Origin of the sequence: Wolbachia endosymbiont (group A) of Pherbina coryleti, assembly GCF_964026875.1 — a bacterium.
Lineage (GTDB): Bacteria > Pseudomonadota > Alphaproteobacteria > Rickettsiales > Anaplasmataceae > Wolbachia > Wolbachia pipientis.
The window spans coordinates 1,107,603-1,124,014 of the sequence record NZ_OZ034706.1 but is presented as its reverse complement, the minus strand read 5'-3'; the positions used below and the strand labels follow the sequence as shown (position 1 = coordinate 1,124,014).

Annotated in this window: 11 protein-coding genes and 4 pseudogenes; 6 read left to right on the top strand and 9 right to left on the bottom strand. The window is 34.3% G+C overall.

Features of this window, described 5'->3' with window-relative positions; all coding sequences use genetic code 11:
- Nucleotides 1-16: 16 nt before the first annotated feature.
- Both AAGD87_RS05600 and icd read right to left on the bottom strand, forming a co-directional pair.
- Nucleotides 17-1,326, bottom strand: a pseudogene (locus AAGD87_RS05600) (IS4 family transposase).
- A gap of 102 nt (nt 1,327-1,428) precedes the next feature.
- A complete protein-coding gene (gene icd / locus AAGD87_RS05595) occupies nt 1,429-2,865 on the bottom strand; it encodes an isocitrate dehydrogenase (protein WP_155969097.1) in 1,437 nt (478 codons plus the stop codon).
- A gap of 145 nt (nt 2,866-3,010) precedes the next feature.
- Here icd and AAGD87_RS05590 point away from each other — a divergent pair, with 145 nt between their 5' ends.
- Nucleotides 3,011-3,553, top strand: a complete 543-nt coding sequence (locus AAGD87_RS05590) for an RDD family protein (protein ID WP_155969099.1) — start codon at nt 3,011-3,013, stop codon at nt 3,551-3,553.
- A gap of 22 nt (nt 3,554-3,575) precedes the next feature.
- On the top strand, nt 3,576-4,052 hold the full coding sequence (locus AAGD87_RS05585) for an RDD family protein (RefSeq protein ID WP_006279800.1): 477 nt from the start codon (nt 3,576-3,578) through the stop codon (nt 4,050-4,052).
- A gap of 169 nt (nt 4,053-4,221) precedes the next feature.
- On the opposite strand, the pseudogene AAGD87_RS05580 reads toward AAGD87_RS05585, so the two are convergent.
- Nucleotides 4,222-5,531 (bottom strand): annotated as a pseudogene (locus AAGD87_RS05580) (IS4 family transposase).
- An 888-nt stretch (nt 5,532-6,419) separates the two neighbouring features.
- On the opposite strand from AAGD87_RS05580, the gene AAGD87_RS05575 reads away from it, so the two are divergent.
- From AAGD87_RS05575 to AAGD87_RS05565, 3 genes are all read left to right on the top strand, one after another.
- Nucleotides 6,420-7,157 carry a hypothetical protein gene (locus AAGD87_RS05575; protein ID WP_012673220.1) on the top strand — a complete coding sequence of 246 codons (738 nt, stop codon included), beginning with the start codon at nt 6,420-6,422 and terminating at the stop codon, nt 7,155-7,157.
- A 439-nt stretch (nt 7,158-7,596) separates the two neighbouring features.
- Entirely contained in the window at nt 7,597-8,604 is a 1,008-nt protein-coding gene (tsaD, locus tag AAGD87_RS05570; protein ID WP_182309476.1) for a tRNA (adenosine(37)-N6)-threonylcarbamoyltransferase complex transferase subunit TsaD, read from the top strand.
- 225 nt (nt 8,605-8,829) lie between these two features.
- The gene (locus AAGD87_RS05565; protein WP_341817469.1) at nt 8,830-9,030 is read left to right on the top strand and encodes a hypothetical protein; all 201 of its coding nucleotides are present in this window, start codon (nt 8,830-8,832) and stop codon (nt 9,028-9,030) included.
- Nucleotides 9,031-9,060: 30 nt separating this feature from the next.
- Here the strand turns inward: AAGD87_RS05565 and AAGD87_RS05560 are convergent, their stop codons facing one another.
- The 5 genes and pseudogenes from AAGD87_RS05560 to AAGD87_RS05540 all read right to left on the bottom strand — a co-directional run bounded on the left by AAGD87_RS05560 (nt 9,061) and on the right by AAGD87_RS05540 (nt 13,942).
- The gene (locus AAGD87_RS05560; RefSeq protein WP_065095460.1) at nt 9,061-9,576 is read right to left on the bottom strand and encodes an IS110 family transposase; all 516 of its coding nucleotides are present in this window, start codon (nt 9,574-9,576) and stop codon (nt 9,061-9,063) included.
- A 24-nt stretch (nt 9,577-9,600) separates the two neighbouring features.
- Nucleotides 9,601-10,703, bottom strand: a pseudogene (locus tag AAGD87_RS05555) (IS4 family transposase); the annotation flags it as partial.
- 104 nt (nt 10,704-10,807) lie between these two features.
- Nucleotides 10,808-11,014, bottom strand: a pseudogene (locus tag AAGD87_RS05550) (IS4 family transposase); the annotation flags it as partial.
- A 73-nt stretch (nt 11,015-11,087) separates the two neighbouring features.
- Nucleotides 11,088-11,357 carry a hypothetical protein gene (locus AAGD87_RS05545; protein ID WP_265023974.1) on the bottom strand — a complete coding sequence of 90 codons (270 nt, stop codon included), beginning with the start codon at nt 11,355-11,357 and terminating at the stop codon, nt 11,088-11,090.
- A gap of 509 nt (nt 11,358-11,866) precedes the next feature.
- On the bottom strand, nt 11,867-13,942 hold the full coding sequence (locus AAGD87_RS05540; protein ID WP_264339460.1) for a hypothetical protein: 2,076 nt from the start codon (nt 13,940-13,942) through the stop codon (nt 11,867-11,869).
- Between the two features lie 94 nt (nt 13,943-14,036).
- Between AAGD87_RS05540 and AAGD87_RS05535 the strand changes: the two genes are divergently transcribed.
- Entirely contained in the window at nt 14,037-15,425 is a 1,389-nt protein-coding gene (locus tag AAGD87_RS05535; protein WP_265023973.1) for a phosphomannomutase/phosphoglucomutase, read from the top strand.
- Nucleotides 15,426-15,531: 106 nt separating this feature from the next.
- Here the strand turns inward: AAGD87_RS05535 and AAGD87_RS05530 are convergent, their stop codons facing one another.
- Nucleotides 15,532-16,383 carry an Rpn family recombination-promoting nuclease/putative transposase gene (locus tag AAGD87_RS05530; RefSeq protein ID WP_096616857.1) on the bottom strand — a complete coding sequence of 284 codons (852 nt, stop codon included), beginning with the start codon at nt 16,381-16,383 and terminating at the stop codon, nt 15,532-15,534.
- Between the last annotated feature and the right edge of the window lie 29 nt (nt 16,384-16,412).

The following is a 16,412-nucleotide window of genomic DNA, read 5'->3' as shown; positions in this document are numbered from 1 at the left end:
ATCCATACGCGTCAAGTTAAGAGATTGTGAGCAAATTTAGAGAGGTTAAAGTGGATACTCTAGCCCTTCTACGTTTGTCTTTTAATGAAAATCGCGACCAAGTTATAGTGAGTTTTTTAAGAAATGCTTTTAAACTATTAATTTTGGTTAATACTAAAAATAACTCTCTAACCCGCCTTTTTAGCTCAATAAATGCCTTTGTTAAGCTAAGTTCTGTATTCTTTTTCACTTCTGTGCAACCAACTATGCCGTGAAATATAAGAATTGCGCACAATTTAGCATATAGTTCACATAATACTCTGCATGGCTTTCCTTTTAGCTTATCAAGCCTGATATGGCTTTTATACAATTTAAATAATAACTCAATTTGCCACCTTACTCTGTAAATCGTTAATACTTGCTCAGCACTAATTTTATTTTCTGGAACATTAGTTATAAATATTGACCAGTTCAACAATTTTTGATTTCTTTTAGAGGATCTGCGATCTTGCTAATCTATTAGCTTTCCTTCTTCTGCCCATAGACTGTTCTTCAGTTAGTTTCTGACATATAATTCTTACTCTAATTTTTGCTTCTTTTCCTAACAATACCTCGTTTTCTAAAAATAACTTATCCTCTCAACATTCTAATAACTCCATTTTTTGATTTGTTTCTACATCATATATGTTGGTATCGACGACTTATGAAATAAGCTCCTATTTCATTGATTTGTTTAAAAGAACTTGGCACAAAATAACCGAGATCAGATATTAGCAAATCATTGCTTAATATATTACTTAAATGTTTCCTATATCCCTGGTCTGATCTTACCCCCTCCGTTAAATTAAGTTGGTCTATTATCTGATTCATGTAGTCGAAAACTAATTGTAACTTTATTCCAGACTTAGTATTGCTTTCATAGCCACTGTAGCTAGTACCATAACCTTTATACATCTCTTCCATACTGTTAGGTAGAGTAATATAGCTACTGTCCAATAATTTAACACTATTAAATTGCTGTAAGATTTTGCAATCAACTTGCAAGATATTTTTAAAGAGAATCACAGATTCATTATACATCCTTTTCATAAATTCCACTGCTTCTTCAGTAAATCTAAAATCCAAACCTTGTTTTGTTATATCTATCGAGTCCTCGTTTAGTAATTGACACATTGTTTCTACGCTACAATTATCAACTCCTATATTACCCAAGACCATGGCTTTTACGAATGATGAACCTTTTAGCTTTCTCTTTCTTTTTATAAACCTTGTTGTAATTGAGATTTTCTCTGCTTTTTCATTAAAAAATTCTTTGAGCTTTTTTGATAAGCAAGTTATTTTATTCATTGGTTCTCTCACTAAAAGTATATCTGGGAGAACTTATACCTTATTATTCTATCTCTTTCATACCTTTATTTCCTTAACTTGACGCGTATGGTCAAACGATCATTAAGAGAAAAACCCCTCTTTCCCATCATACAAATACAATTTGTCCATTCTCACCACGTCAAAATTGTGTTCTTCGAGTTTGATTAGCAAGTTATTTACATCACTATTTGTAATAGCTTGCTTTTCATTATTTGCGATAAACCTATAGGTTATTTGGTCACTTGAAGGTTTTGAGTTTCCTGGCCAAATCGCAAGTCCTTTTGAGTATATTGCTATCATTTGCAGATTACTTGATTCAAATAATCCTACTATTTGATCAACATTACTGGATTTGTCCCAAGCGAGAGTTATATCACTACCCACTAGCTTTTTAACTTTGTAATCTTGTTCGTAATTGTCTTGTACTTTATTTATTTTACTATCCAAATTTATTTTACTATCCGAACCACTGCCAATTATAAGCTCAGCAGGTTTCTTTCCTAAATTATCTATAACAGCTTCTGCAAATTCTTTGGTACCAACTTTCTGTTTACTTCTTTTCTCCTTATATAAATCGGCAGTGTGTATTCCATCCTCCAAAGTCTTGAGCCATGCATCGTAGATTAGTTTTGCAGTACCCACTTGACCTATGTAAATTAGCATATGCACTGCAGCATTTAAAAGACCAGAAGGATTGGCTATGTTTTTTCCTGCAATATCAGGGGCAGAACCGTGCACTGCTTCAAACATTGCGTATTCATTCCCGATGTTGCTACTTCCGGCAAGCCCCACAGATCCAGAGGTTTGTGCGACTATATCTGATAATATGTCGCCATATAAGTTCTCGGTTACTATAACATCAAAATTCTCCGGTTCTGTTGCAACACGCGCCATTCCAATATCAACTATATAATGTTCTGCCTTTATATCTGGGTATTCCTTTGCAATGCGATCAAACGCGGCATGGAAAGTTCCGTCAGTCATTTTCATGATGTTATCTTTAGTCAGGCAAGTTACTTTTTTTCTGTTGTGTTTTTTTGCATATTCAAAAGCGTACCTGCATATCTTCTCTGAGCCAGATCTAGTAATAATTTTAGTGCATTGGTAAGAGTCACCAGTGAGCCTATGCTCTATTCCGGTGTAAACGTCCTCTTCATTTTCACGTATCACTACGATATCAAACTTATCGAATTTATTTTCTATAACAGGATGATATGAAATGCATGGTCTGATATTTGCATACAACCCTAGATTTTTTCTGAGTGCAACGTTTAAGCTTTTGTGCCCTTTACCTTGAGGAGTTGTTGTCGGAGATTTTAATAATATTTTTGTCCTTTCAATTGATTCCCAACCACTTGGAGAAATTCCGTGAGACCATTCTTTACTGTAAACACGCTCCCCTATTTCAATAATATCTATTGAGATTTCCGCTTCTGCTTCGCGCAATATCGACAGCACCGCTTCCATGATTTCTGGTCCGATACCGTCGCCATATGCAACTGTGATTAGTGTTGACATAACTTCCCTAGTTATAAATGATTTAATATTAATTTAAATAATAGAGTGGCACAAGTAGCTAATATTACCCAAGTTAGTATATTTACGGTTATTTAATAACGTATTTTTATATCATATGATGATATTATGAAATATAGGTGGGGTTATGAATACTGAAATAAATGTTAAAGTAAATTATGTAGGATTTACAAGGCGTATTGTAGCAGAAATACTTGACCTCATCATATTTTCCCCTCATTTTATCTTCGGTTTTATCTATGGTGTATTCATCGTATCATTACAAGATCAAGATAAAGATAAAGACTCTTTTCAGGAACTTGCACAACTAGCAACAGAAATACCATTTATAGTTTCTACAGTGGTCGCAACATTAGTACTAACAATATCCAAAATATTAATGGTAACAAAACTTGGTGGTACCCCAGGAAAACTATTGTGTGGTATGCATATTAAAGATGCTAATACATTTACAAATGTTACCCTTATGCAAGCAACAATAAGATGTATTTCTAAGGGAAGCATCTGGATTATTTTTCGCTTTTTGCTTCATCTGCATTATCATGGTTATACTTTTCTATATCTTTTAATTGTGCTAATTTTATTTTTGTTTGCAGTATTTGATCAACGCAAACAGACTTTTTACGATAAAATTGCAAAAACAGTAGTGATAGACTATAAATCTAGTTGATATTTTTCTTTATAGGTAGTACATGGATAAAAAAGTAAACTACTCAACGATGACAAGACGTACTCTAGCATTTATAGTTGATTGTATTTTATTTATCGCAATACCATTTGGTTTAATGGCGGTGGGTTTCTCACTTACACACGCAATACAAGGGATCATGGGTGCAATAATTGTAATCACCACGATTGTATTTTCTTTATTTTTAATGATACCATGTATATTTCATATATTCATGCTAGTAAAATTTGGCGGCACTCCAGGACACTTGTTATTTAGCATGCGTGTAAAAGACAAAGATACATTTGAGTCAATCACTACAATGCAAGCAATGAAAAGGACTATAGCTCTTTTTATAATTTATTGCATATCACTTTGTAATCCCATTTTATTCTTAGCTATACTAATCTTAGTTTTAGTATGTGCAGTAGGTGATGAACATAAACAAGCTTTTCACGACAAAATTGCAAACACGGTAGTGATAGATTATAAACCTAGTTGATATTTTCCTTTAGCTGTCTGCCACCAAGGGTGTCATTCCAGTGTCACGCGCTAACTTAAGGTAAATTGCCAACTTAACTATAAATATACTTTGGTAAATCCAAATTATTTTAGCTATAAGAGCGTTTTACTTTTTGCTCAGCATATCCATCATAACCATACGCGTCAAGTTAAGAGATTGTGAGCAAATTTAGAGAGGTTAAAGTGGATACTCTAGCCCTTCTACGTTTGTCTTTTAATGAAAATCGCGACCAAGTTATAGTGAGTTTTTTAAGAAATGCTTTTAAACTATTAATTTTGGTTAATACTAAAAATAACTCTCTAACCCGCCTTTTTAGCTCAATAAATGCCTTTGTTAAGCTAAGTTCTGTATTCTTTTTCACTTCTGTGCAACCAACTATGCCGTGAAATATAAGAATTGCGCACAATTTAGCATATAGTTCACATAATACTCTGCATGGCTTTCCTTTTAGCTTATCAAGCCTGATATGGCTTTTATACAATTTAAATAATAACTCAATTTGCCACCTTACTCTGTAAATCGTTAATACTTGCTCAGCACTAATTTTATTTTCTGGAACATTAGTTATAAATATTGACCAGTTCAACAATTTTTGATTTCTTTTAGAGGATCTGCGATCTTGCTAATCTATTAGCTTTCCTTCTTCTGCCCATAGACTGTTCTTCAGTTAGTTTCTGACATATAATTCTTACTCTAATTTTTGCTTCTTTTCCTAACAATACCTCGTTTTCTAAAAATAACTTATCCTCTCAACATTCTAATAACTCCATTTTTTGATTTGTTTCTACATCATATATGTTGGTATCGACGACTTATGAAATAAGCTCCTATTTCATTGATTTGTTTAAAAGAACTTGGCACAAAATAACCGAGATCAGATATTAGCAAATCATTGCTTAATATATTACTTAAATGTTTCCTATATCCCTGGTCTGATCTTACCCCCTCCGTTAAATTAAGTTGGTCTATTATCTGATTCATGTAGTCGAAAACTAATTGTAACTTTATTCCAGACTTAGTATTGCTTTCATAGCCACTGTAGCTAGTACCATAACCTTTATACATCTCTTCCATACTGTTAGGTAGAGTAATATAGCTACTGTCCAATAATTTAACACTATTAAATTGCTGTAAGATTTTGCAATCAACTTGCAAGATATTTTTAAAGAGAATCACAGATTCATTATACATCCTTTTCATAAATTCCACTGCTTCTTCAGTAAATCTAAAATCCAAACCTTGTTTTGTTATATCTATCGAGTCCTCGTTTAGTAATTGACACATTGTTTCTACGCTACAATTATCAACTCCTATATTACCCAAGACCATGGCTTTTACGAATGATGAACCTTTTAGCTTTCTCTTTCTTTTTATAAACCTTGTTGTAATTGAGATTTTCTCTGCTTTTTCATTAAAAAATTCTTTGAGCTTTTTTGATAAGCAAGTTATTTTATTCATTGGTTCTCTCACTAAAAGTATATCTGGGAGAACTTATACCTTATTATTCTATCTCTTTCATACCTTTATTTCCTTAACTTGACGCGTATGCTTATCATAACAGTGAAGCTATTTATTTATCTTCGCAATCTGTGCAGGTTAATGACAAAAAACTTAGGGTATTTGGCGTCTCATGTTTAATTTTTCGCACTACGTGCATCGCATGTCTTTAAAAATTTTTAGGTTTTTACCTATATAAGCCGAAACGCGCTTACAAAGCGTTTAAGACAGCAAAAAACGTCAAATTGACAAGGGAGAATTTGAATGCTAGCTACTACGGGGTTTCTTTGCCTTTTTTCCTGCTTAGTAAATTTCTTAAACACTTGCGGTGTAGGTTAGTTGCAAGTTAAAAGCAGCTAAATCGCTCTTAATCAAGCGTTTTAGAATAAAAAAAACGCCGATATTTTAGTACATAGTAAATAGCCAACCACCACGGGGCTTCTTTTGCCTTTTTTTTATTTAGTAAATTTCTTAAATATTTATGGCTAAAGCAATTTAAGAGACCGAAAATGGTGTCATTTCAGTGCCCCTGTAATGTCATCCCAGTGCCCTGACTACTTGGATCCAGGAATTTTATTAAGTTGGTGAGCATAAAAATAGCTGTTTTACGTTAAAATACAATGTTTTGATGATTATGGAAAGGCTGGATTCCAGTGCCAAGCACTGGAATGACATCCTCCCTTATGGAAATTGCTCTCAAATCACAATGTTCGTACAGCTATGGAATGAATCGCGGTATGACGGTTATCAGTAAACATGAATTACTTTAGCTATGCAATCAGGCTTCCTAAAAACACTTTGTAGCCAATCAATTCTTGAGTATAAAAAGAATTCCTTTAATAATAAGGTATGCTAATCAGGAATTTAATAAAACAAGCAACTCAAGTAGGAAGCAGTGAAAATGCAATACGGTATGTCGAATATCTCTATCAATTTGAGAAGTTTAGAAACACATTAAACCTCACTTTATCACTAATAAAGCAAAATAGGCTCTCATTTGAAATATACCAAGAGGGATTAGTGGATATGGAAGAGGGAGTGTGTAAGACAATCAGGTCTTCCAGTGTAAATAGATATGTTATTGTACTGAGGAAGTCAAACCCATACATTATAGTGCATGAACTTTCACACATGGTTGAAAATGAACTGAACTTAAATTTGGAGCAGGAATTCCTCCATAAAGTTTACCAGGATATTGAGCAGAACCTAAAGCAAGCAAATATTCTTGTGCAGAAAATTATCGGCCAAGTTATATTTAAGGAGATACAGGCTTATCAAACTGCAAAATCACGTGCATCTGAATTATTTGCACGCTATTTTGAGCTATTTGCTTGGGCGCAGGAGGTTTACCCTAAAGATAAAGAATACTTAATCCGCACTCAAGACTTAAACAAAGTGTTCCTTGCTACTGGCCAATGGAAAAAGAGCTACCTTGATTCACAAATGATGGAGAGAATAGATAAGGAAATCAAGGAATACAGCAATAAAACTGCCACTAAAGACGTAACCAAAGTGCAAAGCAGTTGGACTAATAAATTTTCTCCTGGGGGCAAAAAAATTAGCTCTATATTTGGAGATGATGATTAGCTTATAGTGCAGGTTTTCCTACGTCATGCCGCCGCGAACCGTCATACCGCGATTCATTCTTTTGGTGTACGAACATTGCAATTTGCAGGTAATTTGAGTAGTAGATGGTGTCATTCCAGTGCTTGACACTGGAATCCAGGAATTTGGATTGGGCAATAAGTTGGTGAGCATAAAAGTGGCTGATCTTATGTTAAAACACAACGTTCTTGATGAGATTACGGCAAGGCTGGATTCCAGTGTCAAGCACTGGAATGACACCATTTGCTGTGCAGTTTACCTTTAAGAATGAATGTTCGTACAGTTGTGCGCGGTATCTCATCAGCTAACACGTAGCGGAATGACGGTTGTCGGTAAATCTTTTAGCTATAGAAGTTAACTTTGCAGTTAACTTCTACAGCGTTTCAAAGTATAGTTTTGGTAATACAGTAACTAAATATACATGAAAACCATTTTAGCTGTTGAAACAAGCTGCGACGAAACTGCAGTAGCGATTGTAAATAGTGACAAGCAAGTCCTTGCTCACAAGATTCTTTCTCAAGTAGAACACAAAAAACGCGGTGGGGTGATTCCTGAGATAGCTTCACGTGCTCATATGGAACATTTAAGTGGCCTGATAAAAAGCGCTGTAAAAAAATCTAACCTTAACTTTTGTGACCTCAATGCAATTGCAGCAACATCAGGACCAGGACTCATAGGTGGATTAATAGTTGGTACAATGATGGCTAAAGCAATTGCGCATGTAGCACAAAAACCGTTCATTGCAGTGAATCACTTAGAAGCGCATGCATTGGTTATTAGGTTACTGCATGAGGTAAAATTTCCATTTTTAGTCCTACTAATATCAGGTGGTCACTGTCAATTTTTAATTGCACAGGATGTAGGTAAATACATTAAACTTGGAGAAACGCTCGATGATTCACTAGGAGAAGCATTTGATAAAGTTGCTAAGATGCTGGGTTTAAGCTACCCAGGAGGCCCATTAATTGAAAAGTTGGCTAAAAAAGGCAATGGCACAAGATTCAAACTGCCAAGGGCAATGATAAAACGTTCTGGATGTAACTTTTCGTTTTCTGGGATTAAAACAGCAGTAAAAAACTTAGTACAAGAACTTAAAATGAGCGAGCAAGATGTGTGTGATGTATGTGCTTCGTTTCAAGAGTGTATTAGTGACATACTGCTGGACAGGGTTAGTAATGCGATTATTATGGCCGAATCTTTAAATATCAAAATCAATGACTTTGTGATTACCGGCGGAGTTGCAGCAAATAATTTCTTGAGAGAAAAATTAAAACAACACATAAACTTAAACATATTTTTTCCCCCTAACGACCTATGTACAGACAATGCAATTATGGTTGGATGGACAGGAATTGAAAGGTTACAGAAAAATTATATAGATCCACTTAATTTTGCACCAAGACCTAAGTGGGAGTTAGAGAGTTATTAAAAGCTCTCAATTCTGAATTATAGCTAAAGTGACTTAGGTTCTCTAATTGCACATAAGTCAACAATAATTTTCACACAAATCAAAACAGCATATCTTCTCCATAATCCTTGGTAATTTTACATAAGTTAAAAGTAGCATATGGTTCTCTCCGCGGTCTGAGATGACAATAAATTTGTCAAGCCGCATTATATAGCTCTTTTTACAATAATCCGAACAGACCGTAATATGCTACTGGCCTGCTATAGCCATAAACACATATCTTATCGCATTCGGACTATTATAAGAAAGGCTATACTTGTTAGGCGGAAGTGGACGGCAACATATTTACCACGAAGTCTAACTAAGTTCTTGCTTGTCCCTTCCATCGGCATTGCTATCTTTATTTTCAATAAAATTATTGTCCTATGCTCTTTTGATGTTTATTGATAATAAAATTCTGTTTTATCAACCAACATCCTATGCATAATTACAGCTAATTTTCTTGCTACTGCTACAATTGCTTTTTTCATTCCTTTTTTCTTCGCAACCCCAGTTTTTTAATTTAAATGTCCTCTTGGTAACTGTAAGCATTGTTTGTGCAGCTTCATATAACATACTTCTACATTCCGCTGGTCCCATCTTTGATATGCTGCCATGCCGATCAACTTCTCCAGAAGAATATTGCCTTGGTGTCAACCCTATATATGCTCCAACTGTATCAGATTTCTCAAACCTATGTGGGTTATCAATTGCAGCTTTATACGTCATTGCTACTATAATCCCCACTCCTGGAACAGTAGTTAACAATTTACAATCATCGTCTTTTTCACCTTGTTCTGAAAGCATTTTGTCAAGCTTTCTTAATGACTTTTCTATTGCTTCCAAACTACAAACTAACGCTTCAATTGAACTCCTACTGATTTCATCCAAATTATTTATTGCCTCTTGTATTCTTAAAGCGAAAGTTTCAAATTTTGATCCTTTATCGACCATGTATCTTCAACCATACGCGTCAAGTTAAGAGATTGTGAGCAAATTTAGAGAGGTTAAAGTGGATACTCTAGCCCTTCTACGTTTGTCTTTTAATGAAAATCGCGACCAAGTTATAGTGAGTTTTTTAAGAAATGCTTTTAAACTATTAATTTTGGTTAATACTAAAAATAACTCTCTAACCCGCCTTTTTAGCTCAATAAATGCCTTTGTTAAGCTAAGTTCTGTATTCTTTTTCACTTCTGTGCAACCAACTATGCCGTGAAATATAAGAATTGCGCACAATTTAGCATATAGTTCACATAATACTCTGCATGGCTTTCCTTTTAGCTTATCAAGCCTGATATGGCTTTTATACAATTTAAATAATAACTCAATTTGCCACCTTACTCTGTAAATCGTTAATACTTGCTCAGCACTAATTTTATTTTCTGGAACATTAGTTATAAATATTGACCAGTTCAACAATTTTTGATTTCTTTTAGAGGATCTGCGATCTTGCTAATCTATTAGCTTTCCTTCTTCTGCCCATAGACTGTTCTTCAGTTAGTTTCTGACATATAATTCTTACTCTAATTTTTGCTTCTTTTCCTAACAATACCTCGTTTTCTAAAAATAACTTATCCTCTCAACATTCTAATAACTCCATTTTTTGATTTGTTTCTACATCATATATGTTGGTATCGACGACTTATGAAATAAGCTCCTATTTCATTGATTTGTTTAAAAGAACTTGGCACAAAATAACCGAGATCAGATATTAGCAAATCATTGCTTAATATATTACTTAAATGTTTCCTATATCCCTGGTCTGATCTTACCCCCTCCGTTAAATTAAGTTGGTCTATTATCTGATTCATGTAGTCGAAAACTAATTGTAACTTTATTCCAGACTTAGTATTGCTTTCATAGCCACTGTAGCTAGTACCATAACCTTTATACATCTCTTCCATACTGTTAGGTAGAGTAATATAGCTACTGTCCAATAATTTAACACTATTAAATTGCTGTAAGATTTTGCAATCAACTTGCAAGATATTTTTAAAGAGAATCACAGATTCATTATACATCCTTTTCATAAATTCCACTGCTTCTTCAGTAAATCTAAAATCCAAACCTTGTTTTGTTATATAGCCTTTCTTATAATAGTCCGAATGCGATAAGATATGTGTTTATGGCTATAGCAGGCCAGTAGCATATTACGGTCTGTTCGGATTATTGTAAAAAGAGCTATATCTATCGAGTCCTCGTTTAGTAATTGACACATTGTTTCTACGCTACAATTATCAACTCCTATATTACCCAAGACCATGGCTTTTACGAATGATGAACCTTTTAGCTTTCTCTTTCTTTTTATAAACCTTGTTGTAATTGAGATTTTCTCTGCTTTTTCATTAAAAAATTCTTTGAGCTTTTTTGATAAGCAAGTTATTTTATTCATTGGTTCTCTCACTAAAAGTATATCTGGGAGAACTTATACCTTATTATTCTATCTCTTTCATACCTTTATTTCCTTAACTTGACGCGTATGGTATCTTCAACAACCCTCTTATTGTTCCAATAACCTGCTGTTTGCTACACATTAGCTGTCTTCTGCTTCCAAGCGCTATTTTAATTTGACAACTGATTTTACTAACACTTCTCATCATCTGCGCTATACCCCTCGCATCGTTTTTATCATTCTTATTGATTCTTGCAGACAACGCTGCTGCCATATGCCTTGCATCTACACAAATTACTGGTAATCCAAAACTCCTTAACTCTTTGCACATTGATATTGACAACTATCCACTTTCTATTCCTATGGGTTCGTATTTTTTGCCTTGGCTAATCTGCTATTGCCTTACTTTCGCTTGCAACAACTTCTTCCTTAACAACTTTTCCTTTCTCATCAACGATACTTATAAAAGTTTCTTTTAATGAGATCGCTATAATATTTCATGACCTACTGTAAAAGTTTAAATTATTTTTGAAGAACCAATTCATTGAATTTGTTACTTCGTGCTAAAATAATGGAGTATGTCTCTCCATCATTCAATAGCAATTACAGTATGTTTAGCTATAATTTGAAAAACAAAAATTCGTCATTCCGCTACTAGTTAGCGGGATCTAGAGGTACCGCGGCGGCATGACGTAGGATTGCTGTCATCCCGCTGCTTGTTAGTGGCTAAGAGATGCTGTGAATAAATCACGGTATGACGGTTAAGTATCCCGCTACGTGTTAGCGGCTGAGATAACGCGAATAAATCGCGGGATGACGTGTTGCTTGGGTCAGCTATAGAAGCAAAACTCATCATTTTGAAAGAGGAGGAGATTTTTCCGGACCCTCAGCAGGGATTGATTTTGGATCTGATAATTCTGTATTTACCTTGATTGGCTCTAATGGAGTTTTCTGCTCTTCCGGTTTATCATCTGGAATTGGAACAGGCCAATCCATAATGTTTTGCGGTATAACTTCTGCTTCTTTAGCTTCTTTTTGACCTGTTGAAGATGATGCATCAACTCCTGCATTTTTAGTAACTTCTTGTTTGAGTTGTTTATTTTCTTCTTGTAATTGCTTTAAATTTTTCTTTAACTCGTCAATCTCTCTTATTTTTTGTTTTAATTGTTCAGATATAGTTAGTTTGTCTCTAGTCAATTTTTTGTTTTCTTGTCTTAACCCACTAGCTGTTCTGCTTGAGTTGTTGTTTACAGCTTGTATACCTTGGTCTTGCTGCTGCATGCTTGTTCCTCTACTTTCATATTCAACTTCAGTTTGAGTTGCCTGACCTTTTTCCTGCTGTAATATGTTCTGCAGTTGCTCTAGACTCTCTTTGGCAGATTTCAACTCTTCTTGTAACATATCTTCCTTTTCCTTAAGCTGACGTTGAAGCTTTTCTATTTCCCCCTTCGTATTTTCTTCGCTTAGCTCATCTGCAAGTGATCTTCCAGGTTCAAGTTGTCGAATTTTCCTCTCTAAGTCTTCCTTTTCTCTCTGTAATTCATTTAATTCTTTAGACAATTGGTTCGCCGTTTCAGCCAATGTATTGTTTTCCTTTTTTGTTTCCATTAACTGTTCTGCCAACTGCTTTTTATGATCATCGTTTAAACCTTCCACTATTTTCTTCAGGTCATTCTCCAAATTTGCATTCTTTTCCTTTAGTACAGTTAAATTAGCTTCACTTTGCTTCAATTTTCTCTGTAATTCTTTATTTGCCTCATTTGTTTCACCTTCCTTATCTTTCAACTGATCATTTAAGTTCTTTATTACATCATTTTTATCCTGTAGTTCTTCCTCTTGTTCCTTTATTCTTTGACCTCTTTCAAATATCGCTCGCTGTTGTTCATTGACTTTATCTCTCAAGGAGTCACGTTCTAATCTTAGATCCTCAAGCTGCTTTGCCTGCACTGCAAAATATTTAGCAAATGTTTCTTTTTCTTCCTCTAATTCCTCAACTTCATCTTTTAATCCTTCTTGCTCATACTCTTCTTCATCACCAGACATATCATCCTCAAATATTTCATCTTCATCACTAAATTCACTGCTGGTGGATATAGAACTTCTACGTGAAGAAGGTGTGCTAGGAGAGGAATACCCACTGCTGCTTGGTGTAGGTGACTGTGGTGATATATGTAGATCTTTTGTAAATATTTCCTCTGCTGGTACTTGCTGATCGTCTACACTCTTGGATATGCCAGTAAAAGCTTGATACAGAGTTTTTCCGTTGATAAAAACTTCTTTATTTTGTCCAACTAACTTTAATACTTCTTCTGAACTCGTTATTCCTCCAAATTTTGGCTCACCAATAACACTCTGTATACCACCAGAATCCAATTTTACGGTCATGCTACAGTCTATGCTGTTACCTTCAGAATCCTTAGCCTGCCAATTAATGGTCATTTCACATGAGCTTGAACCAGTAAAATCATAGTGCCTTTCGCTGCCTTTTTTGGTTGCAGTTATTTGACTATCTTTCCCTAAAGATATGTTATAAACCTTACCTTCACTGCTAGCTCTTAAAATATTGCTAATTTCTATTGGTTTTTCTTCATTTTCAAATCTAATTTTGAAGTCATCATCTTTTGTTGAATACGCTAAGAAATTTTGATTTGGTAAAGATGCTTCAAATTCTCTATGTGTTTCATTTATTGATTGCTCAAATTTTTGGAACTCCTTTTCCCACTTTAAATTTATCTGTCCTGTAATGTTCTCATCTTTGCGTAAAGGGCCAATAAAATACCAGATTAAATTTTTTTCCTCCAATTGTTTTATAGTCTCTTGAAAGCTGCTACAAGATTCAATCACATCTAAAATATCCTTTTTCTTCTGTTCATCTACATCTAAACTTTGACTTTCAGCTATAAATACATTTTCGTTTTCCTGTGGCATAATTTTACATTTTAAAAAATATACTATAATATTAACAGATTTCTTTAAAAAGTCAACTAATTGTTGGATAAATAAACTTGAGCATTTGGCCAAAATGTTATATAGTAGTCACTTCAAGAAGTACAGTATGGACAATACCATTATAAGAAAATACGATATTAGAGGTATAATAGGCAAAGACTTGCAGATTAATGATGGGTACGAGATAGGTAGAAAGTTTGGCCAAACCGTAGTTAGTGTTTGTGTCGGCTACGACAGCAGAATAGATTCACCAGGTATAGAAAGAGAATTAATTAGGGGCTTAACTTTATCCGGTGCAAATGTTATACGCGTTGGACTATGCTCTTCACCTATGCTTTACGCTGCAACACAAATCACACAGGCGGATCTTGGTATCATAATAACTGCCTCTCATAACCCCAGCGAATATAATGGCTTTAAATTTTTTAGTAATAAAAAAGTCTTCTCAGATCAAGAAATGAAGGAAATTATAAGCAGTCCAATTAAAAACAGCACAAGAATTGGAAGCTTAATTAACATAAATATATATAGTGAGTACATTAGCATATTGAAAAGTGCAGTGAAGAATAATACTACACAGAAATTAAAAATAGCCTGGGATTGTGGAAATAGTCCAGCAAGTGGAATTATAAGGTATATTGAAAAGATCTTGCCTGGTCATACGCATATCGTAACCAATAACTCTATAGATGGGGCATTTCCACTGCATGATCCAGATCCCATAGAGGAAAAGAACCTCGCTCAATTAATTGACATTGTGAAGGAATGTGAATGTGATCTTGGCATTGCGCTAGATGGCGATAGCGATAGGGTGCGCTTAATTGATAATAAAGGCAACGTTGTTTCCAATGACCATTTATTTATAATTTTTGCACGTGAAGTGTTGGAGGAATATCCAGAAAGCAAAGTTATTGCTAACGTAAAAATGAGTATGAAAGTGCATGATTTTGTTAGTAAGTTAGGAGGGCAAGTTATTACCTGCGCTACTGGACATTCACTAGTTAAGAAGAAGATGGTAGAGGAAGAGGCAAAGTTTGCTGGTGAATTAAGCGGGCACTTCTTCTTTTCTGAGCTAGGTTTTGATGATGGGCTATATTCTGCTGTTAAAGCAGTTGACATTTTGCTTAAGAAAAACCAAAGCCTATCTCAGGTAATTGAGGATTTACCGAAGTTATATATCACTCATGAAGTAAAGATTGTAGTGAAAGATGAGAAAAAATTTCAAATAATTGAATCAATAAAGAAAACACTGGAGAAGCAAAATATTGTATTTTCAGATCTTGATGGTGTTAAAGTAACCGATAATAAAGGTTGGTGGCTTCTTAGGGTATCAAATACGCAAAACTGCATTACAGCAAGATGCGAAGGAGAGACTTTAGAGGGTTTTGAACTTACTAAAAAGGTTTTGTTCCATTACATTGATGAAGCAAGGTCTTTAAATTGTAGCTACTCACAGAAATAAATTTGATTTATAAAATTGACATGAAAGTATAAAGATAAATAGGCTAAATGTACTTATCACCTGGTCAGGCTGCAGCATTATTTCGTGTAACCGTTTGCGGGTCCACTTAATTCTGCAATTCTTTGATCTCACTCATGGAGAGGCCAGTAAACTTAACAATAGTGGTGACATCAACATTATTAGCCAGCATTGTTTTTGCAACTTCAATTTTTCCTTCCTTTTTAGCATCATCAAGTTTTTGTTCAAGAACAGCCCGTTCATCACGAATACGTTTTATTTCCTGTTCGTAGGCAATAAATTCTTTCTCTGACCAGTTGAATCTATTTAGTTCTTCATATGCCTTTTTAATTATTACATCACTACCTATTATCTTTTCCAATTCTTCTTCGCTAGTTTCATCTGCATATTTAAAATAATAGATCCATTTTTCAACTATACTCTCCAATTGGTCTTCTTTAGTTTTAGGAAATTTTGGTAACTCAATAAATGTAAAATAAAAATCTTTTAAATCATGTTCATAGCTATCTTTGTCTAACATTACATGATCTGACTTATACTCAGATTTATTAGGAAAGAGAATACAATCAGCAATAGCTATAAAAATGATTTCTTTAAGATCCTGATATTGATCACCTTTATCAGCTTGCCTTGAATAAGCTTTAGCAGCGTAATATTGAGCGCGTTTTTCAAAGCCTTTAGTTTTGGCAACTTGCATTTCGACTATTACTTGCACCCCATTTTCATCCCTGCAAAGAACATCAACGATACTTTGTTTTTTAGAGGCAATTTCAGCATCTTGAATAGTGCTGAGGAATTCTATTTCTTTTATTTCATCTTTGCCAGTGAACCCCAAAATATCATTGAGAAAGTGAATGAGGATGTCTTTATTTTTTTCAGTACCAAAAATACGCCGAAACGCAACATCATTCTTGGGGTCGAGAAACTTAGAAAGAGCCATAAAAAAATTTTTAAATGTATCTTTATATT

Bases quoted from the DNA above. Each gene is read 5' to 3' on its own strand.
- icd (WP_155969097.1), bottom strand. From the start codon at position 2,865: ATGTCAACACTAATCACAGTTGCATATGGCGACGGTATCGGACCAGAA.
- AAGD87_RS05590 (WP_155969099.1), top strand. From the start codon at position 3,011: ATGAATACTGAAATAAATGTTAAAGTAAATTATGTAGGATTTACAAGG.
- AAGD87_RS05585 (WP_006279800.1), top strand. From the start codon at position 3,576: ATGGATAAAAAAGTAAACTACTCAACGATGACAAGACGTACTCTAGCA.
- AAGD87_RS05575 (WP_012673220.1), top strand. From the start codon at position 6,420: ATGCTAATCAGGAATTTAATAAAACAAGCAACTCAAGTAGGAAGCAGT.
- tsaD (WP_182309476.1), top strand. From the start codon at position 7,597: ATGAAAACCATTTTAGCTGTTGAAACAAGCTGCGACGAAACTGCAGTA.
- AAGD87_RS05565 (WP_341817469.1), top strand. From the start codon at position 8,830: ATGCTACTGGCCTGCTATAGCCATAAACACATATCTTATCGCATTCGG.
- AAGD87_RS05560 (WP_065095460.1), bottom strand. From the start codon at position 9,576: ATGGTCGATAAAGGATCAAAATTTGAAACTTTCGCTTTAAGAATACAA.
- AAGD87_RS05540 (WP_264339460.1), bottom strand. From the start codon at position 13,942: ATGCCACAGGAAAACGAAAATGTATTTATAGCTGAAAGTCAAAGTTTA.
- AAGD87_RS05535 (WP_265023973.1), top strand. From the start codon at position 14,037: ATGTTATATAGTAGTCACTTCAAGAAGTACAGTATGGACAATACCATT.
- AAGD87_RS05530 (WP_096616857.1), bottom strand. From the start codon at position 16,383: ATGGCTCTTTCTAAGTTTCTCGACCCCAAGAATGATGTTGCGTTTCGG.